The organism is Arthrobacter sp. D3-18 (assembly GCF_054408525.1).
In genome coordinates, this window is sequence record NZ_CP096440.1 from 1,923,444 (window position 1) to 1,942,325 (window position 18,882).

Consider the following 18,882-nt stretch of genomic DNA (forward strand, 5'->3'; position numbering starts at 1 on the left):
TGCAGCTTAGAGGGCTGCAGCGGCATCCCTTACTTTGATGAGCGTTCGCAGATTCCTTGTCGTCGTGCTGGCTTTGTAGCGTGCCTTGGCGGAGAGCTTGCTGAAAGGGCTGTCCAGCGTCCCGCCGGCGGGAGCCAGCCATGCGGAGGCTTCCGGGCCCAGCCGCACTTGTTCCACGCCGTCCAGCGCTTCGCCTGCTTGAAAGAGTTCATCGAGCATGGCTGTGTCGGAGGTGAGGGTGATGTAGCTGTGCGTGGATTTGTCGTCCGCCGGGTACGGGCACGCGTCCACCAATTCCGCTAGCCGTGCGGCAGTGAGGACAACCACCCAGGCATCGTAACCAAAGGTCTCCCTTAGGCACTTCTCGAACTGGACCTTGACGTCCTTGGCGCTGAGTTCACTTTGAAGCACCACATTTCCGCTGGCCAGCAGGGTCTTGACCTTGGTAAACGGGTAGTCCTTGAGGGCTGATGTGAGATCGGCCATCTTGATGTTGATGCCGCCCACATTGATGCCGCGGAGGAATACGGCGTAGTTACTCAGGCTAGTCATTGTTCTTGCGCAGGGCTTCGGTCAAAACCCGGGCGGCGTTGCAAACCACCTCGGCGTGAAGGCGGCCCGGCTGGCGGGTGAGGCGTTCAATCGGACCTGAAATGGACACAGCCGCGATGACCCGGCCTGACGGTCCACGAACGGGGGCTGAAACCGAGGCGACCCCGGGCTCGCGTTCGCCGAGGCTCTGACCCCAGCCCCGGCGTCGTACGCCTGCAAGGACGGTGGGGGTAAAGCGGGCGTTTTGCAGCCCTTCGAGGAGGCGGTCGTGGTCTTCCCATGCCAGCAAGACCTGCGCCGCAGAGCCTGCCTTCATGGAGAGCTGGGTGCCCACCGGAATGGTGTCCCGCAAGCCGATGGGACGTTCTGCGGAGGCCACGCAGACGCGCCAGTCGCCTTGGCGGCGGAAGATTTGCGCGCTTTCGCCTGTGGCGTCCCGGAGTTGAATGAGAACGGGTCCGGCGGAGGCAATCAGCCGGTCTTCACCGGCAGCGGACGCGAGCTCCACCAACCGGCTTCCCAGGACGAAGCGTCCTTGGATGTCGCGGCTCACCAGTCGATGGTGAACCAGAGCCAGCGCGAGCCGGTGAACTGTAGGCCGGGCAAGGCCCGTGGCTGCTACAAGTTGCGCGAGAGTCGTGGGCCCTGCCTCAAGAGCATCGAGTACTTGGGCCGCTTTATCAATGACACCGACTCCACTAGAATTGTCCATGTAATGATATTGCCGTCTCAATATCTGAGATGCAAGTTGTTTCGCTGGCCTATTTTGCGGCGGTGCTGCTTCAGTGGAACAAGAACAACGCAACAAGCCAACCGCAGTGAAGGGAGCAAGGCCGTGGGAAAGACACTGGCCGAGAAAGTCTGGGACGCGCACGTAGTGCGCAAGGGTGAGGGCGAAGGAGCCAACGCCCAGCCAGACCTTCTCTTCATCGACCTGCACCTCGTCCACGAAGTGACGTCCCCGCAGGCGTTTGAGGGCCTGCGCCTGGCTGGCCGGCCGCTGCGTCGCGTCGACCTGACCATTGCTACGGAGGACCACAACACTCCCACGCTGGACATCGACAAGCCAATTGCGGACCTGACCAGCCGCACGCAGATTGAGACACTGCGCGCCAACTGCAAGGAATTCGGCGTCCGGCTGCACTCCCTGGGTGACAAGGAACAGGGGATCGTGCACGTCGTGGGGCCGCAGCTGGGGTTGACCCAGCCGGGCATGACAGTAGTCTGCGGCGACTCGCATACTTCAACCCATGGGGCCTTCGGTGCGTTGGCCATGGGAATCGGCACGTCCGAGGTGGAGCACGTCATGGCCACCCAAACCCTGTCTTTGAAGCCATTCAAGACCATGGCCATTAATGTTGAAGGCACCCTGCGTCCCGGCGTCACCGCCAAGGACATCATTCTTGCCGTCATCGCCAAGATCGGGACAGGCGGCGGCCAAGGTTATGTTCTCGAATACCGTGGCTCTGCCATCCGTGCGTTGTCGATGGACGCTCGGATGACCATTTGCAACATGTCCATCGAAGCCGGTGCCCGCGCCGGCATGGTGGCTCCGGACCAGACCACGTATGACTACATGCAGGGCCGCCCCCACGCGCCGGAAGGCGCCGATTGGGATGCCGCCGTCGAGTACTGGAACACGCTCAACACGGACGCCGACGCTACCTTCGACGTCGAAGTTGACCTTGACGCCGATACGCTGGAGCCATTCGTGACCTGGGGAACCAACCCCGGCCAGGGTGTGTCGCTGTCTGCCAAGGTACCGTCGCCGGAGGACTTCGGCGACGAAAATGCCAAGGCAGCTGCCGAGCGTGCCCTGCAGTACATGGGTTTGGAAGCCGGTACCCCCATGAAGGATATCCGCGTGGACACCGTCTTCCTGGGATCCTGCACCAATTCACGCATCGAGGATCTGCGCGCTGCTGCCGACATCATTCGTGGCCGCGAAAAGGACCCCAAAGTCCGCATGCTGGTGGTACCGGGTTCCGCCCGTGTCCGTCTGGAGGCAGAGGCGGAAGGCCTGGACAAGGTCTTCAAGGACTTCGGTGCCGAATGGCGTTTTGCCGGTTGCTCCATGTGCTTGGGCATGAACCCGGACCAGTTGGAGCCGGGCGAGCGTTGCGCCTCAACGTCCAACCGCAACTTTGAAGGTCGCCAGGGCAAGGGCGGCCGCACGCACCTGGTCTCGCCTGTCGTGGCGGCAGCTACAGCTGTCCGAGGCACGCTGAGCTCGCCGTCGGACCTCGAGTCCGCTGCGGCAGGCACACTGACCGGAATCGCAGTCTAGGAGGATCCCATGGAAGCATTCACTACCCACACCGGCATCGGCGTTCCACTGCGTCAGAGCAACGTGGACACCGATCAGATCATCCCTGCTGTGTACCTCAAGCGCATCACGCGCACTGGCTTCGAAGACGCCTTGTTCGCTGCTTGGCGGAAGGACGAGTCCTTCATCCTGAACCAGGCCCCGTTCAATGCCGGCTCCGTGCTGGTGGCTGGGCCTGACTTCGGTACCGGGTCATCCCGCGAACACGCCGTTTGGGCGTTGAAGGACTATGGTTTCAAAGCCGTTCTGTCCTCCCGCTTCGCCGATATTTTCCGTGGCAACTCCGGTAAGCAGGGACTGTTGGCGGCCCAGGTGGCGCAGGATGACATTGAACTGATCTGGAAGGTCTTGGAAAACCATCCGGGCACCGAAGTGAAGGTTGACCTGGTCTCCAAGACGGTTGAATGCGGCAACGTGGTAGCGCCGTTCGAGATTGACGATTACACCCGTTGGCGCCTCCTGGAAGGCCTCGATGACATCGGCCTGACCCTCCAGCATGAGTCAGACATCACGGCGTACGAGGCGACGCGGCCATCGTTCAAGCCGAAGACGCTTCCGGCGAAAGTTGATGCCCGATAGCCCCTCTTTTCAGGCCGCGACCTGCGGATAAACGGACCGGCAGGCCTCCCTCGGGAGCGTCTGCCGGTCCTTTTTCATTCGCGAACAACGGAAGCCTGATACGCGGGGTGTCGGGCGGTTCCATTTCGGATCGGTAAAGCGAGCTTCTATGCTTAGCTGGAGCCTTTGTAAGTTTGGGGGGCGAGTAGTCGTGAGGAAACCGGTATAGATGAGTAGTGTTCTGACAATCCGCGGTGGCGTCCCGTTGACCGGGCGAGTGACCGTTCGCGGTGCCAAGAACCTGGTGCCTAAGGCCATGGTGGCGGCGTTGCTGGGCAGCGAACCATCGGTGCTGAGGAACGTGCCGGAAATCAAGGACGTCGAGGTTGTCACCAGCCTGCTGCAGCTGCACGGCGTGACTGTTGTGAAGGACCCGGTATCGGGTGACCTCACCCTGGATCCCAAAGATGCAAAGACGGCCTCCAGCACGGCAATCGATGCGCACGCCGGCGATTCGCGGATTCCCATCCTGCTGTGCGGACCGCTGATTCACGCGATCGGCGAGGCTTTCATCCCGGATCTGGGTGGCTGCAAGATCGGCGACAGGCCCATCGACTATCACCTGAACGTCCTGCGGCAGTTCGGCGCCGTGGTGGAAAAGCGCCCGGGCGGCATCCACATTTCTGCCCCGAATGGTCTGCATGGAGCCAAAATTTCGCTGCCGTATCCATCGGTGGGGGCCACCGAGCAGGTGCTTCTGAGTGCAACGCGTGCCGAGGGCATCACCGAACTCATTGGCGCGGCCACGGAACCCGAGATCATCGACCTCATTGCGGTCCTGCAGAAGATGGGCGCCATTATCAGCGTCCAGACTGATCGGACCATCCGGATTGAGGGCGTCAAGGACCTTCGGGGCTACAACCACCGGGCACTCCCGGACCGCAACGAATCCGCATCCTGGGCCTCTGCCGCCTTGGTTACCCGCGGCGACATTTTTGTTGAGGGTGCTTCCCAGCGCGACATGATGACGTTCCTGAATACCTACCGCAAAGTTGGTGGCGGAATGGACATCGGCGATGACGGTATCCGCTTCTACCACCAGGGCGGGAAGCTCTCCCCGCTCGTGCTGGAGACGGATGTCCACCCGGGCTTCATGACGGACTGGCAGCAGCCGCTGGTGGTGGCCCTGACTCAGGCCGAGGGCGTTTCCATCGTCCACGAAACTGTCTATGAGAACCGTTTCGGATTCACGGAAGCCCTTGCACGGATGGGTGCGAACATTCAGGTACACCGCGAGTGCCTGGGTAGTGTTCCCTGCCGGTTCGGGCAGCGGAACTTCCTGCACTCAGCAGTGATTTCAGGCCCCACCCCGCTCCGGGGCACCGACATTGACATCCCCGACCTCCGTGGTGGTTTCAGCCACCTCATCGCAGCGCTGGCTGCTACGGGTACGTCACGCGTTACGGGCATCGACATCATCAACCGCGGTTACGAGCGCTTTACCGAGAAGCTGGCCGGCTTGGGCGCCGATTTCGATATCACCACCACCAAGTAGCGGGGGCTCCTTTGAAGGAATCGGCCAAGAGCCGTGCAACGTTCATGCTGCTGGCGGGCCTGGCGCGTCCGTTGATGAATGTCCTGATGGCCAAGAAGTGGGAAGGTGTGGAGAACCTTCCACCCGGCGGATTCATCGCAGTACCAAACCACTGCACCGAGATCGACCCCATCGTCATCGGACACATGGTGTACAACCAGAAGCGGCCACCGCACTTCCTCGCGAAGACGGGCCTCTTCAAAGTGCCCGTCCTGGGTGCGCTCTTGCACGCCACCAAGCAGATTCCGGTTGAACGCTCGACGGCGGGTGCGAACCGCTCGCTTCACGTCGCCAAAGAGGTGGTGGACGCCGGTGGTGCCATCATCATCTACCCCGAGGGCACCCTTACCCGTGACCCCGACCTTTGGCCGATGAAGGGCCACACCGGGGCCGCCAGACTTGCGCTGCAGACCGGAGCCCCTGTGGTGCCCATGGCGCACTGGGGTGCACAAGAAGTTTTCCCGCGGTATGCCAAGCGGTTCCATATCTTCCCGCGCAAAACCGTTCGCGTACTTATTGGCAAGCCCGTTGATCTCAGTGCGTTCAGGGAACGGCCGCTGGACCGAGCAACACTGACCGCGGCCACTGAAGTCATCATGGCTGCCATCACGGAACTCCTTGAAACCCTTCGAGGTGAACCTGCCCCGGCTGAACGCTGGGATCCGGCTGTCCACAAACAGTCCAAGCACGGCCGCTTCATTCAAGGTGGTTCTCCTGATGCCCGCGAAGGGGAGGACGGGAAATGACTGCAGTGGAAACGAATGTCTCCACACCGGATATCGTGGCTGTTTTGGGTGCAGGTTCGTGGGGAACCACGTTTGCGAAGGTCCTGGCCGATGCCGCGACGGCGACCGGATCTGAACGCAGTATCCGGATCTGGGGTCGTCGGGCGGAAGTCGTGGAGCAGATCAACTCTTCGCATCGCAATGAGCAGTACCTCAAGGACATTGAGCTTCCACCATCCGTCACAGCATCCACGGATATGGAGGAGGTGCTCAAGGATGCCACCCTGGTGGTCCTCGCCGTGCCTGCCCAGTCGCTACGGCCTCAGCTCGGGGAGTGGAAGGCGTTCCTTTCGCCCGATGCCGTGGTTGTGTCCTTGATGAAGGGCCTGGAACTGGGCACGGACGCCCGGATGAGCGAAGTCATCGCCCAGGAGCTGGGTCTTCCAGCTCCCCGCGTGGCAGTCGTGTCGGGCCCTAACCTGGCCATGGAGATCGCCAGGGAGCAACCAACAGCGTCAGTTGTTGCCTGCAGCGACGCAGACACTGCTGCTGCCATAGCTCTGTGCTGCACTGCGCCTTATTTCCGGCCGTACACCAGCACTGATGTTGTGGGGGTCGAAATCGGCGGGATTGTGAAGAATGTGATTGCACTTGCCGTGGGCATTTGTGAAGGCCGGCAGATGGGCGACAACACCAAAGCTTCGGTGATCACACGCGGACTCGCTGAGACGTCCCGGCTTGCGCTGGCCCTTGGCGGAGAAGCCCACACCATGGCCGGTCTTGCCGGGCTCGGTGATCTTGTTGCCACTTGCTCCTCAGCCCTGTCCCGCAACCACACCGCTGGCCGGTTGCTGGGTGAAGGCCTCACCCTCGAGCAAGTGGCCGAACAGATGACGCAGACGGCAGAGGGCATCAAATCCGGCCCCGCCGTGCACGAGCTGGCCGGCAAATTGAATGTTGAAATGCCCATTACGGCTGCCGTTGTGGCGGTGCTTGAAGGCAGAATGTCCGTTGATGACCTGGGGCCACGACTGTTGGCCCGGGCACTGAAGTCCGAAGGCGACTACTGATGGTGACTGACCAATCCACCCCTTTGACGGGCCGCCCCCGTGTAGCGATTCTCTTTGGGGGGCGCTCCAGTGAACATGCCGTCAGCTGTGTCACAGCAGCTGGTGTCATGGGGGCGATCGACAAAGACAAGTACGAGGTCATACCGATTGGCATCGCCAAGTCCGGGCAATGGGTACTCGCCTCCGGCGACACCAGCGACTGGTCCTTGAGCTCGGCAGCGCTTCCCGAGGTGGCGCCGTCGGGCAGGACCGTCACCTTGGCAGAAGTGGGTGGTGAGCATCAGCTCATCGTGACCGAGCCCAACGCCGTTCCCCAAGAACTGGGGTCCGTGGATGTTGTCTTCCCTCTGCTTCATGGGCCATGGGGCGAAGACGGGACCATCCAGGGCCTCCTTGAGCTCTCAGATACCCGCTATGTGGGCGCCGGTGTGCTGGCCTCGGCCGTAGGGATGGACAAGCATTTCATGAAGGTGGTGTTTGAATCCGCCGGACTGAGCGTAGGACCGTACGTAGCTGTCACAGACCGCGAATGGACCACGGACGCCGAGGCTGTCCGCAAGCGGGTGGACAAGCTCGGATACCCTGTGTTCGTCAAGCCTGCCCGCGCGGGTTCGTCCATGGGTATCTCCAAGGTCGACTCGATGGAAGGGCTGGACGCTGCCGTCGAGGAAGCCCGCCGCCATGACCTGAAGCTGGTCATTGAAGCCGGCATCGTGGGCCGCGAGATCGAGTGCGCCGTCCTTCAGGGTCGTGGCACGGCTGCGCCCCGTACTTCCATGCCGGGTGAGATCGCGGTGGCTGCCGGTGAGCACCAGTTCTATGACTTTGCCGCCAAGTACGTTGAGGACGGCGCCGCCGCCCTGAGTTGCCCGGCTGACATGCCGGACGAGGCAATCGCACGCGTGCGTGAACTCGCCGCCGTCGCTTTTGACGCCGTCGGGGCGGAAGGCCTTAGCCGTGTGGATTTCTTCTACACCCCCACCGGCGAGCTGATCATCAATGAGATCAACACGATGCCCGGCTTCACGCCTAAGAGCATGTACCCGCAGATGTGGGCGGCATCCGGGCTGGCTTACGGGGACTTGATCGACGAACTGATCCATCTGGCTCTGACACGCAAGACGGGGCTGCGCTAAAGCACTACTGCGCGGATGGCAGGTTCTGCAGATCTTCCTGGCCCACGCACTTTCCGGTTGCCTTGATCTTGCCAACCGCGGCTGCCAACTCAGTCAGGACAGTTGCTGAACTGATGTTCGCCGCCTCTAGTTTGACCGGATCTATCAAGATCTCGGTGGCTGGTTCGCGACCGAACGTGGTCAGGGTGTAAACGGGATCGCCTTCCTTGATGACCCAGTCAATGTCGTTGACGCTCACACAGCGGTCCGTGGTGGGTCCGGGAACGTTCACTCCGCATCGGAGGATGACCTGCGAAGGATCTCCCCAGGCAGCTGTCGCCTGGCTGTTCGTTTTACGGAGGGCAGCATCCCCGATCTGGTCCGGCAGCGCCACCATCATTGGCGCGCAGGCAGGATTGGCTGCGTCGGAGGCTGCAGTGACGTCTACGGCTGGCGCGCAGGCCGATAAAGCCGTGACGGAGGCGGAGGCCAAGGCGATAGCCAGGGCGGTCCGGGGAAGGGTCTTTCGGTGCATTTATCCAGCCTATCCCGCAAGCGCTGGCAGGCAGATTCGCGTTGCCCGGGTCACATTCCCGCTGGAACTGCCTTCCGGAGAGCCGCATTATTCTGTCGGTGGATCGCGATAGCGTAGAGCGGTGCCATGAGAAGACACGGGCGCCGTGCCAAGAGAAGAGTTGACAGCAGTGCCAGAAGAACCGTTGACCGTCCAACACCTGTCGGAGTCCGAGCTCCTCGCGCGGATTTTCCCGCGCCTTCACCATAGCCCCGGAGTCCTGCTGGGACCCGGTGATGACGCCGCCCTGATAGCAGTGCCGGATGGCAGGGCGCTCATCTCCATCGACACCCAAACGCAGGACCAGGACTTCAGGCTTGAGTGGCGTAACGGCTACCGGACCACGGGATTCGACGTCGGCTGGAAGGCCGCAGCGCAAAACCTCAGTGACATCAACGCCATGGGCGGCAGCGCCACGAGTCTCGTTGTCAGCCTCACCATGCCGCCCGACACGCCCGTCGAATGGGTTGAAGCGTTTGCTGATGGGCTCACTGCGGCAATTGTTGGCTTGGGTGCTGCGGATTGCTCGGTGGCGGGCGGAGACCTTGGAAGAGGTCGCGAGCTGGCGGTGACCGTCGCCGTCGTCGGAACGCTTGCCGGTGTGGCGCCAGTGCTGAGGTCCGGTGCCAAACCCCGGGACATCGTGGCGGTTTCAGGGACGCTGGGAAGGGCAGCTGCGGGCTGGGCGCTGCTGGAAAGCGACATTCCGTTCCACAACCTGTCTCCCGAGTTGCGGAGCTTGGTGGACAACCAATGCCGGCCAACGCCACCATTGGCCGCCGGACCCCTGGCTGCGCGAGCGGGTGCCACGGCCATGATGGACATCTCCGATGGCCTGCTGCGTGACGGCAACCGCATGGCCGGGGCGAGCAACGTGGTCCTCGATTTCGATCCCGTTGCTTTGAAGACTTACACAGTCTCATTGGAACCGGCAGCTGCCATTCTGGGAGGGGAAGCCATGCGGTGGGTGCTTGGTGGGGGAGAGGACCACGGTCTGCTCGCTACGTTCCCAGCAGGAATTCAGCTGCCGCAGGGCTTCACTGCGATAGGCTCGGTGCAAGCCGTTGTCGAGCCGCCAGGCAGTGGCGTCCGGATTGCCGGGCAAACTGCTGACACCGTTGGATGGGATCACTTTGCAGACTAAGATCGCCGCGAATGCACACGCCATGAAACGTTGGCTCGGCAAGGCGGAGGTGGTCCTCGGCAACCACAGCGACCGTCTCAATGCGATCAACATCTTCCCTGTCGCGGACGGTGATACCGGAACCAACCTTTATCTCACTGTTCGGGCAGCTGTCGCTGCCCTTGGCGGAACTGCGCCGGACTCCACTGAAACCGGCAACGACGTCGGCGCCGTACTGTCCCGTGCCGGGCAGGCAGCCATGGAGCAAGCCCGGGGCAATTCGGGCACACTCTTTGCTGTGTTTCTGTGCGCCGCGGCAGAGCCATTGGCCGGAAAAACCCGCCTCAGCGCACCCCTGCTGGCCACCGCGCTGAACAGGGCGCAGATCCGTGCCTGGTCTGCCCTGAGTGAACCTGTGGCAGGCACCATGCTTTCGGTTTTGGAAGCGGCCGCTCATGCCGCTCAAGCCGTGGACGCATCCCAAAGTGGCGACGACAGCAACCATGCATTGGGGCTCTCGCTCGACGCAGTGGTGGAGGCCGCCTACCAAGCCGTCGTCCGGACAGAGGATGAGCTCGCACAACTCCATGAAGCACATGTTGTGGATGCAGGGGGTGTGGGGATGCTGCTGGTGCTGGATTGCCTCCGGGCCGCCGTCCTGGGTGAGGAACTCCAGGAGGAGCTGCTTGATGGCCTCCACGGTTACAAATTGCAGGATCCCCACATCCATGAGCACATGCCGGCAGATGACGGCGTGGAAGTCATGTGCACCATCAACTTGTCGCCCCTGAACGCGGCCATCCTTCGGCAACGCCTGGACGAGATGGGCGATTCCGTCATCATGAGCCAAGTTGGCGGTGCCCAAGGCGCAGATGATGACGACGAATCCAGTGTGGAAGTCAGCTACCGTTGGCGCGTCCATGTCCACGTCGCCGACCCGGAGCCGGCCGTTGCCTTCATTCGTTCGCTGGGAGAACCGACTGATATAGCAGTAAGCCAGTTGGCAATTCCCCGTGATGACGTGCAGGACCCGGCTGCCACACAAGAACCCGCCGGCAGCGAATCCGCCAGCATCAGTGAAGCTCTCAATGTCTCAGGCCAGTCACGGCATGAATACTGAGCTGGACCTGCTCCTCGAACGCAGGATCGGCAAGCGGTCCGCGGCCGTCATAGACAAGCACTTAGGCTTAAAAACGGCCGGAGCCTTGCTGAACTACTTTCCTCGCAGGTACTTGAACCGCGGTGAGTTGACGCCCATCAGTAAGCTTCCGCTGGATGAAGAGGTCACGCTGATTGCCCGGGTGCTGTCCAACAGCACCCGCCAGATGAGGGCCCGCCGTGGTTCGATCACCGATGTGGTGGTGACGGACGAGGCTGGAGGTAGCGGTGTCCCAGGTACGTTGAAGGTCAGCTTCTTCAACGGGTTCCGGGCAAAGGCAGAACTCCTGGCCGGTCGTCGGGCCATGTTTTCAGGCAAGGTGACCCGCTACGGCGGAGCCCTCGGCTTGACCAACCCGGACTTTCTGCTGCTGGACGAGGACCCTGAGGCTGAGGGTTCCGTGGATCCCGAAAAGCTCGCAGCCATGCCCATCCCCGTCTACCCGGCGACGGCCAAGCTGACCAGTTGGTCTATCCACAAAGTGATCACTTCCTTGATCCAAACCATGGACCTTGATTCTTTGGAAGACCCGCTTCCGGCAAGCATCGTCCGAAGGGACGGCCTGCTCAGTGTCGCTGAGGCCTACCGCTTGATCCACTCACCCGGGGTTGCCAAGGATTGGCAACGAGCTCAGGAACGTTTCCGGTATCAGGAAGCCCTGGTGCTGCAAACGGCCCTGGCACGCCGGCGCGCGCAGCTTGCTGCAGAAGAAGCCACCGCGCGCCGCCCGCGCGTGGGAGGTTTGCTCACTAAGTTTGATCAAAACCTGCCCTTTACCCTGACTGCCGGCCAATCCGCCGTCGGAAAGACGCTGGCTGAAGAGCTCGGGCGCGACACTCCCATGAACCGGCTGCTGCAGGGTGAAGTGGGCTCGGGAAAGACGATCGTCGCCCTGCGGGCCATGTTGCAGGTAGTGGACGCAGGTGGCCAGGCAGCACTCCTGGCGCCCACGGAGGTGCTGGCGGCCCAGCACTTCCACTCCATCCGCAAGACGTTGGGTGCGCTCGCTCGCGACCACATCTTTGGCGGTGCCGGCATGCTTGGCGGCGACTCTACTCAGGAAGCCGTTCAAGTGACGCTCCTGACAGGTTCCATGCCCACTGCTGCGCGGAAGCAAGCAATGCTGGACGCGGCCTCCGGAAATGCGGGAATTGTCATTGGCACGCACGCCTTGCTGAGCGACAAAACCAGCTTCCAAGACCTCGGGCTGATCGTGGTTGATGAGCAGCACCGCTTTGGCGTGGAGCAGCGCGATGCGCTCCGGGCCAAGGCGCAGCGGCCTCCGCACTTGTTGGTTATGACAGCCACACCGATTCCCCGCACGGTTGCCATGACGGTATTCGGTGACCTTGAGACCTCCATCCTTGATGAGCTTCCGGCCGGGCGTGCGCCTATTTCAACCCACGTGGTGGGGCTCGCGGAGAATCCCGGCTGGGTGGACCGTATTTGGAAACGTTCCCGCGAAGAAGTCGATTCGGGACACCAGGTTTATGTGGTGTGCCCCAAGATCGGCTCGGACGACGACGGTGACTTCAGTCCGGGCGAAGCGGAACCCAGCGAAGCCGACCTGGCGGACGAAGGCCCGGCGCGGGAACTCGCCTCGGTGACCGCCGTCGTCGAAAGCCTCCTGCAGGAGCCGGCCCTGGCTGGCGTCCCGGTGGCGCCGCTCCATGGGCGGCAGGATCCGCAGGTGAAGTCAGAGACGATGGCTTCGTTCGCCTCCAACAACACCAAAGTGCTGGTGTCCACCACCGTCATTGAGGTGGGCGTCGATGTCCACAACGCCACCCTCATGGTGATTCTCGATGCCGACCGCTTTGGAATCTCACAGCTCCACCAGTTGCGTGGGCGGGTAGGCCGTGGAGGTTTGCCCGGCACTTGCCTGCTTGTGACCACGCTGGAACCCGGTCACCCGAGTCGTCGCCGGCTTGATGCCGTTGCCTCAACGACCGATGGTTTTGAGCTGTCCCAGGAAGACTTGAAACTCCGCCGTGAAGGCGACATTCTTGGTGCTTCGCAATCCGGTGGACGCTCCACCCTGAAGTTGCTCCGTGTACTTGAACACGAAGACGTCATTGCCCGCGCACGTACCGACGCCCAAGGCCTGGTGTCGGAAGACCCTGCCCTGCAACAACAGCCGGCACTTGCCGCCGCAATAGATGAATATTTGAACCCGGAGAAGGAGGCGTTCCTTGAACGCGGTTAGAGATCCATTGAAGCGCGTTCAGGGGGAATCCCTGTGAGCCGGATCATCGCCGGGGTTGGTGGCGGGAACCCGCTGGCCAGCGTCCCCGGAACAGCCACACGTCCCACCACGGACAGGGTCAAGGAGGCGCTCTTTTCCCGTTTGGAATCCTTGGCGGTCATTGACGATGCCCGGGTACTGGACCTTTATGCAGGCTCTGGATCCCTGGGCATCGAAAGTGCCAGCCGAGGGGCCCGGACTGTGGATCTGGTGGAGTTCGATGCCAAGGCAAGCGATGTCTGCCAGCGCAATGCGGATTTGGTGAACCAACTCCTGGGGGGGAAAAGGGTCTCAGTCCATCGATCCAAGGTGGAGTCATTCCTGGAGCGTGCGGGTGAAGGGGATCTGTGGGATCTCGTCTTCCTTGATCCGCCCTATCCATTGGACGAGCCTGCCTTAAGTGCTGTGCTGACAAAGTTGGGGCCGCATTTGGACGATGCGGCCGTTGTTGTGGTGGAGCGGAGTTCGCGGAGCCCTGAGCCTGAGTGGCCCGATGCCTTGGAATGTTTCGCCGACAAGAAGTATGGCGAGACCAAGCTGTGGTTCGCTGAGCCGGCCTAGCGGACCGACTCGTCAGCCCGTAATACTGTCCAGCTCCACGCCCGTGAGGACGGTGGCGGGATGGGGACCGCGCGCCAGCAGTTGCGCTGTCCAGTCCGGAGACCACGGTTTGCATGTGCCTACAAGGACGATGTTGCCCGGGTAGCGGCCAGCGAACATTCCCGTCTCAGCGAAGGCGGCGACGTCCGGCATGGCCTGGCGCAGCGCTGCCACTTGGCTACGGACGAGCGTCAGCGCAGGTTCGTCGCCCACATTGACGATCAACACCCCATCCGGCCGAAGCCTACCTGCTGCTTCCTCATAGAATTCCCGGCAGGCAATATGGGCAGGGGCCTCCGGCCCGGAGAAGATATCGAGAATCACGACGTCGAACATCACCTCCGCGGGAAGCTCCGCCAGCGCGTCGCGGGCGTCGCCGATGTGAGTGGTCAACGTGGCGCCGTCAGGCATAGGCAGCTTCTGAAGTACGAAGTCCAAGAGCTCACGCTCAAGCTCAACAGCGTATTGCTCCGAGCCCGGACGGGTGGCTTGGATGTACCGCGCCAAGGTGAGGGCGCCGGCGCCCAAATGCAGGGCGCTGATGGGTTTTCCGGGTTCTGCAGCCAAGTCCACCACGTGCCCGATCCTGCGAAGGTACTCGTAGAAGATCTCCGTGGGATCGGCCAGGTTCACGTGCGATTGTTCGGCGCCGCCAATGCTGAGGATGAAGCCGCCCTCAACGAGGGTGTCTTTCCCGATGGTGGCGTGCTGACCCGTGGTTCGGAGGAAGCGTGTTGCCTGGTGCTGGCCGGAGCCTCTGGCGTTCAGAGCCGGTCCTTCAGGGTGGCGAGGCGTTCGGCGGCTTCCTGCAGGACGCCGGTCTTCTTGCAGAAGGCGAAACGCAGCAGGCTTCGCGTACGCTCGGCTCCCTCCGGATGGCAGAACACCGGGACCGGGATGGCTGCCACGCCTACAAGCCCTGGCAGGCGCCTCGCGAGGTCAACGGAGTCGCGGATGCCCAGCGGTGCTGTGTCCACGTTGATGAAGTAGGTGCCGCTTGGGTTGTAGACGCCGAAGCCGGCGGCCCGGAGGCCTTGGGCGAGAATGTCCCGTTTGCGGCGCAGTTGATCGGCGATGCCTGTATAGAACTCATCGGGGAGGCCAAGGCCCACTGCGATGGCGCTCTGGAACGGGGTGCCTGAACTATAGGTCAGGAACTGCTTCACCGTTCGCACTGCCGCCACCAGGTGTGCCGGACCAGTGAGCCAGCCGATTTTCCAGCCGGTGAAGGAAAACGTCTTTCCGGCGGAGGAAATGGTGATGGTGCGTTCGGCAGCGCCAGGGAGCGACGTAATCGGTAGGTGCGGTACGCCGAATGTGAGGTGCTCGTAGACTTCATCGCTGACGATGATGGCGCCGTACTTCGCGGCCAGTTCAACAATCACGCTCAAGACGGATTCCGGAAAGACGGCGCCTGTGGGATTGTGTGGGTTGTTCAGGAGGACAACTCTGGTGCGGGTGCTGAAGGAGTTTTCCAACGTCGCGAGGTCGGGAAGGAAATCGGGGGCCAGCAGGGGAGCGGTGACGTGTTTGGCTCCGGCCATGCTGATAATGGCCCCGTACGAGTCGTAAAAGGGTTCTAAGGTCAGCACTTCGTCGCCGGGCTGGATGAAGGCGAGCAGCGTCGCTGCGATCGCCTCTGTTGCGCCGGTTGTGACAAGGACTTCAGTATCGGGATCCGGGTTCAGCCCGTAAAAGCGCTGCTGGTGCTCGGCAATGGCTTCCCTCAACGCCGGAACGCCTTTGCCGGGCGCATATTGGTTGGCTCCCGCGGCGATGGCGGACTGGGCTGCCGCTTTGATTTCCGCGGGGCCGTCTTCATCGGGAAAACCCTGTCCGAGGTTGATGGCACCAGTGGACAGTGCCAGGGTGGTCATCTCCTCGAAAATGGTCACTCCCAGCGTTCCTTCGGGGGAGAGCAGGTTGGCTCCCATGGCCGCCCGCTGCCATGGTGTTAAGTTGGTACCTGCGCTGGTGCCCGCGCTCATATCTAGGGAAGAATTGCTGCCTGCGGATGCCATGTCAGACATGGTATCCCGGCAAAGCCATGGGGTAGGTTCGTCTCATGAGACGCGCGGTATGCCCTGGATCCTTTGACCCCATCCACAATGGACATCTCGAAGTCATCGCCCGGGCCGCCGGCCTGTTCGACGAAGTCATCGTGGCAGTGTCCACCAACTACGCCAAGAAGTACAGGTTCAGTCTTGAGGACCGAATGGAGATGGCGCGGGAAACATTGGCCTCTTTGCGCGGCATCATCGTTGAGCCGATGGGTGAAGGCCTGCTGGCGGAGTACTGCCGCCACCGCGGTATCTCAGCCATAGTCAAAGGCCTTCGTTCATCGTCGGACTTTGACTACGAGTTGCCCATGGCCACCATGAACCGCCAGTTGGCCGGTATCGAAACGGTCTTCCTGCCTGCGGAAGCGCATTACGTGCACCTTTCCTCCACCTTGATAAAAGAGGTCAACGTCCTCGGTGGAGATATCTCCGATTTCGTCCCCAAATCGGTGCTGAAGAGGCTCCTTGCTGGCGAGCCGCCAACAGAACCGCCGCGCAAGGGGTAGGCTTGTCGGGTACCTTGCGCCTTCGCGTAGAGTTCCCCAAGCTGAAACCACCGCGCATTCACGCGCGCCCGGCGTCGGTTTGAGTCCTCAAGCGTGATCAGGCTAAGATGGTACGTCGGTCATATGTTCTACAGGAGTTCTCATTAAGCGAGATGCAAGTTCGCCCTTGGCGCTGGTAGTCAAGGACCTTGGACGTAGTCCAGGGACCATGCGGACACTCAACGAGCATGTACCTGCGCCAAGTGACCTTGGTGTGGCGCTCATTGGCGTAAAGGAAGGCTCGGATATCGAGCTGGATCTTCGTCTTGAGGCCGTACACGAAGGAATTCTGGTATCCGGAACCGTAGTCGTCGAAGTAACCGGCGAATGCGGTCGATGCCTGGATCCCCTTGCGTATGACCTTGAGGTCAATGTGCAAGAACTTTTCTTCTATGAAGGTGTTGAGCTTTCAGGTGAAGAAGACGATGAAGAGCAACGTCGAGTCGAGTACGATCTAATCGATCTTGAGCCGGTGTTGCGGGACGCAGTTGTCACTATGCTGCCGTTCCAGCCGGTGTGCCGGGAAGACTGCCAGGGCCTGTGTTCCGAATGTGGAGCGCGCCTGGAAGACGAGCCGGGGCACCACCACGAGGTCATTGACCCTCGCTGGGCTGCCCTAGCTGATCTGGCTAAGACTGACCGGCAAACCGATTAGTAAGTGTTCGTCTAAGAGAGAAATGAGATAGCCGTGGCTGTTCCCAAGCGGAAAATGTCTCGCGCAAATACACGCGCCCGCCGTGCCCAGTGGAAGGCAACTGCCCCCAACTTGGTCAAGACCATCGAAAACGGTCAGGTTACCTACAGCCTGCCGCACCAGGCAAAGGTCGTCACTGACTCTGCTGGCACCGCGCTGTTCCTTGAATACAAGGGCCGCAAGGTCGCAGACGCCTAATCTGCCGTACAGGCTGACTAAGGATGTCTTCAACTGAAGAGCTTCTGAAGCGTCTCGGTGTCTCGATTGACACCGAGACGCTTCGTCTTGCTCTGACACATCGCTCATACGCGTATGAGAACGGCGGGATTCCCACCAACGAGCGCCTCGAGTTCCTTGGCGACTCCATCCTGGGATTCTCCGTGACTGATTCTCTTTACCGTGAGAACCCCTCGCTGCCGGAAGGTGAGCTCGCAAAGCGACGCTCCGCCGTCGTCAGTACGCGCGCGCTGGCCGGGATTGGCCGGCAAATCGGCGTGGGCGAGTTTATTTACCTCGGGCAAGGCGAGAAGCTAACCGATGGCAAGAACAAGGCCTCCATCCTGGCTGACACCATGGAAGCCCTGATCGGGGCCACGTATCTCTCGAACGATATCGAGACCGCACGCCAACTGGTCATGCGCCTGGTAGGACCGCTCCTCAAGGATGCAGGCGCACTTGGGGCGGGAACTGACTGGAAGACGAGCATCCAGGAACTTACGGCCAGCCGGCAGCTGGGCGCCATTCACTATGCTGTTGAAGGTTCAGGGCCGGACCATGCCCGGACGTTCGAGGCAGTACTGAACATCGGCGGAACTCCCTACGGTCGGGGCTCGGGCCACTCCAAGAAAGAAGCGGAGCAGGAAGCCGCCGCTGATGCCTGGCGTGCTCTGACCGCCCTGGATTCCACTACTGCCGGTCCTGCCTCCTCCTGAACCCGGATGCCTGAACTTCCCGAAGTAGAGGTAGTCCGCCGCGGCTTGGCCCGTTGGGTCCGTGGCCGGACAATCACCGGCGTGGACGTCGTCGATCCGCGCTCGATCCGACGACACATACTCGGAACCGAAGACTTCATCGGGAATCTTGAGCAAGCCACTGTGATGGACGTCGTGCGGCGGGGGAAATTCCTTTGGATGCCCCTGGCCATGTCCGGCTCGCCCGAAACCGACCCCGGAATAGCGCCGGACCACAGGGAAGATCTCCCGAAAGTGGCGCTGATGGCGCATCTGGGAATGAGTGGCCAACTGCTGATGCAGGACCCTGAAGTGCCGGATGAAAAGCACCTCAAAGTCAGGATCAGGCTCAGTCACGTTGATGGCATGCCTGAGCAGCTGCGGTTCGTGGACCAAAGAATTTTCGGCGGCCTGTTCGTGACGTCCCTGGTGCCAACTGTCGACGGCGGCCTTGGCGGCTTGGGTGAAACACCCCTGCCGGAGATCGCGGAAGAAGCATCGCACATTGCCAGGGATCCGCTTGACCCCCACTTCTCGTTCGACGCGTTCTACCGCAAGCTCCGGGGCCGTAAAACCGGCCTTAAGCGGGCTCTGCTGGACCAGTCGGTCATATCCGGCATCGGCAACATCTATGCAGACGAAGCCTTGTGGCGCGCCCGGCTCCATTACGCCAGAGCCACGGATACACTTCGCCGCGCGGATGCTGAACGGCTGGTAGAAGCCGTAAAAGACGTCATGAACGCTGCCCTTGCAGCGGGAGGGACTAGTTTCGACTCGCTTTATGTCAATGTCAACGGCGATTCCGGGTACTTCGCCCGGTCGCTCAACGCCTACGGACGCGCTGGTGAATTGTGCGTTCGCTGCGAGGCGATAGGCCTGCACAGCATCATGAAACGGGAACAGTTCATGAACCGCTCCTCCTATACCTGCCCTGTATGCCAACCGCGGCCACGGAATGGACGTTGGTAGCCCCGAAACTGTTCCGGAATCGG

General features: G+C 61.6%; 20 protein-coding genes. 15 read left to right on the plus strand and 5 right to left on the minus strand.

All coding sequences use genetic code 11. The features are described from left to right. Positions 1–6: 6 nt before the first annotated feature. Together M1D89_RS11065 and M1D89_RS11070 are read right to left on the minus strand one after the other, a co-directional pair. Positions 7–543 carry a DUF1697 domain-containing protein gene (locus tag M1D89_RS11065; RefSeq protein ID WP_498650941.1) on the minus strand — a complete coding sequence of 179 codons (537 nt, stop codon included), beginning with the start codon at positions 541–543 and terminating at the stop codon, positions 7–9. 1 nt (position 544) lies between these two features. Beyond that, positions 545–1,264, minus strand: a complete 720-nt coding sequence (locus tag M1D89_RS11070; RefSeq protein WP_014922101.1) for an IclR family transcriptional regulator — start codon at positions 1,262–1,264, stop codon at positions 545–547. A gap of 123 nt (positions 1,265–1,387) precedes the next feature. On the opposite strand from M1D89_RS11070, the gene leuC reads away from it, so the two are divergent. From leuC to M1D89_RS11100, 6 genes are all read left to right on the plus strand, one after another. Continuing rightward, complete coding sequence (leuC, locus tag M1D89_RS11075; protein WP_498650503.1) at positions 1,388–2,839, plus strand: 3-isopropylmalate dehydratase large subunit; 1,452 nt, start codon at positions 1,388–1,390, stop codon at positions 2,837–2,839. A gap of 9 nt (positions 2,840–2,848) precedes the next feature. Next, complete coding sequence (gene leuD, locus M1D89_RS11080; protein ID WP_402933435.1) at positions 2,849–3,457, plus strand: 3-isopropylmalate dehydratase small subunit; 609 nt, start codon at positions 2,849–2,851, stop codon at positions 3,455–3,457. Between the two features lie 208 nt (positions 3,458–3,665). Then, the gene (murA, locus tag M1D89_RS11085) at positions 3,666–4,991 is read left to right on the plus strand and encodes a UDP-N-acetylglucosamine 1-carboxyvinyltransferase (protein WP_017199616.1); all 1,326 of its coding nucleotides are present in this window, start codon (positions 3,666–3,668) and stop codon (positions 4,989–4,991) included. Positions 4,992–5,002: 11 nt separating this feature from the next. Next, positions 5,003–5,776 (plus strand): lysophospholipid acyltransferase family protein, encoded by a 774-nt coding sequence (locus M1D89_RS11090; RefSeq protein ID WP_498650506.1) that lies wholly within the window; start codon positions 5,003–5,005, stop codon positions 5,774–5,776. Continuing rightward, on the plus strand, positions 5,773–6,825 hold the full coding sequence (locus M1D89_RS11095) for an NAD(P)H-dependent glycerol-3-phosphate dehydrogenase (RefSeq protein WP_498650508.1): 1,053 nt from the start codon (positions 5,773–5,775) through the stop codon (positions 6,823–6,825). Before M1D89_RS11090 ends, M1D89_RS11095 begins: the two co-directional genes overlap by 4 nt. Then, the gene (locus tag M1D89_RS11100; protein WP_498650510.1) at positions 6,825–7,961 is read left to right on the plus strand and encodes a D-alanine--D-alanine ligase family protein; all 1,137 of its coding nucleotides are present in this window, start codon (positions 6,825–6,827) and stop codon (positions 7,959–7,961) included. The genes M1D89_RS11095 and M1D89_RS11100 overlap by 1 nt, the downstream gene beginning before the upstream one ends. A 4-nt stretch (positions 7,962–7,965) precedes the next feature. On the opposite strand, the gene M1D89_RS11105 is transcribed toward M1D89_RS11100, so the two are convergent. Beyond that, a complete protein-coding gene (locus M1D89_RS11105) occupies positions 7,966–8,475 on the minus strand; it encodes a DUF3515 family protein (protein WP_498650512.1) in 510 nt (169 codons plus the stop codon). 169 nt (positions 8,476–8,644) lie between these two features. Here M1D89_RS11105 and thiL point away from each other — a divergent pair, with 169 nt between their 5' ends. From thiL to rsmD, 4 genes are read left to right on the plus strand one after another with little or no spacing between them, the layout of a single operon-like run. Further along, a complete protein-coding gene (gene thiL, locus M1D89_RS11110; protein ID WP_498650514.1) occupies positions 8,645–9,658 on the plus strand; it encodes a thiamine-phosphate kinase in 1,014 nt (337 codons plus the stop codon). A 22-nt stretch (positions 9,659–9,680) separates the two neighbouring features. After that, positions 9,681–10,757, plus strand: a complete 1,077-nt coding sequence (locus tag M1D89_RS11115; protein WP_498650517.1) for a DAK2 domain-containing protein — start codon at positions 9,681–9,683, stop codon at positions 10,755–10,757. Continuing rightward, complete coding sequence (locus tag M1D89_RS11120) at positions 10,747–13,002, plus strand: ATP-dependent DNA helicase RecG (RefSeq protein WP_498650519.1); 2,256 nt, start codon at positions 10,747–10,749, stop codon at positions 13,000–13,002. The genes M1D89_RS11115 and M1D89_RS11120 overlap by 11 nt, the downstream gene beginning before the upstream one ends. A 33-nt stretch (positions 13,003–13,035) precedes the next feature. Then, positions 13,036–13,602, plus strand: a complete 567-nt coding sequence (gene rsmD, locus M1D89_RS11125; protein WP_498650521.1) for a 16S rRNA (guanine(966)-N(2))-methyltransferase RsmD — start codon at positions 13,036–13,038, stop codon at positions 13,600–13,602. Positions 13,603–13,614: 12 nt separating this feature from the next. On the opposite strand, the gene M1D89_RS11130 is transcribed toward rsmD, so the two are convergent. Beyond that, entirely contained in the window at positions 13,615–14,409 is a 795-nt protein-coding gene (locus M1D89_RS11130; protein ID WP_498650942.1) for a spermidine synthase, read from the minus strand. Then, positions 14,406–15,629 (minus strand): aminotransferase class I/II-fold pyridoxal phosphate-dependent enzyme, encoded by a 1,224-nt coding sequence (locus tag M1D89_RS11135; RefSeq protein WP_498650523.1) that lies wholly within the window; start codon positions 15,627–15,629, stop codon positions 14,406–14,408. The genes M1D89_RS11130 and M1D89_RS11135 overlap by 4 nt, the downstream gene beginning before the upstream one ends. A 77-nt stretch (positions 15,630–15,706) precedes the next feature. On the opposite strand from M1D89_RS11135, the gene coaD reads away from it, so the two are divergent. The 5 genes from coaD (at position 15,707) to mutM (ending at position 18,859) form a co-directional block, all read left to right on the plus strand. Beyond that, positions 15,707–16,207 carry a pantetheine-phosphate adenylyltransferase gene (gene coaD, locus M1D89_RS11140; protein ID WP_498650525.1) on the plus strand — a complete coding sequence of 167 codons (501 nt, stop codon included), beginning with the start codon at positions 15,707–15,709 and terminating at the stop codon, positions 16,205–16,207. 166 nt (positions 16,208–16,373) lie between these two features. After that, a complete protein-coding gene (locus M1D89_RS11145) occupies positions 16,374–16,901 on the plus strand; it encodes a YceD family protein (protein ID WP_017199628.1) in 528 nt (175 codons plus the stop codon). A gap of 33 nt (positions 16,902–16,934) precedes the next feature. After that, entirely contained in the window at positions 16,935–17,138 is a 204-nt protein-coding gene (gene rpmF / locus M1D89_RS11150) for a 50S ribosomal protein L32 (protein ID WP_011775139.1), read from the plus strand. A gap of 23 nt (positions 17,139–17,161) precedes the next feature. Then, on the plus strand, positions 17,162–17,872 hold the full coding sequence (gene rnc, locus M1D89_RS11155; protein WP_498650528.1) for a ribonuclease III: 711 nt from the start codon (positions 17,162–17,164) through the stop codon (positions 17,870–17,872). 6 nt (positions 17,873–17,878) lie between these two features. Next, positions 17,879–18,859: a bifunctional DNA-formamidopyrimidine glycosylase/DNA-(apurinic or apyrimidinic site) lyase gene (gene mutM / locus M1D89_RS11160; RefSeq protein ID WP_498650530.1), complete on the plus strand. Its 981-nt coding sequence runs from the start codon at positions 17,879–17,881 to the stop codon at positions 18,857–18,859. Positions 18,860–18,882: the final 23 nt, after the last annotated feature.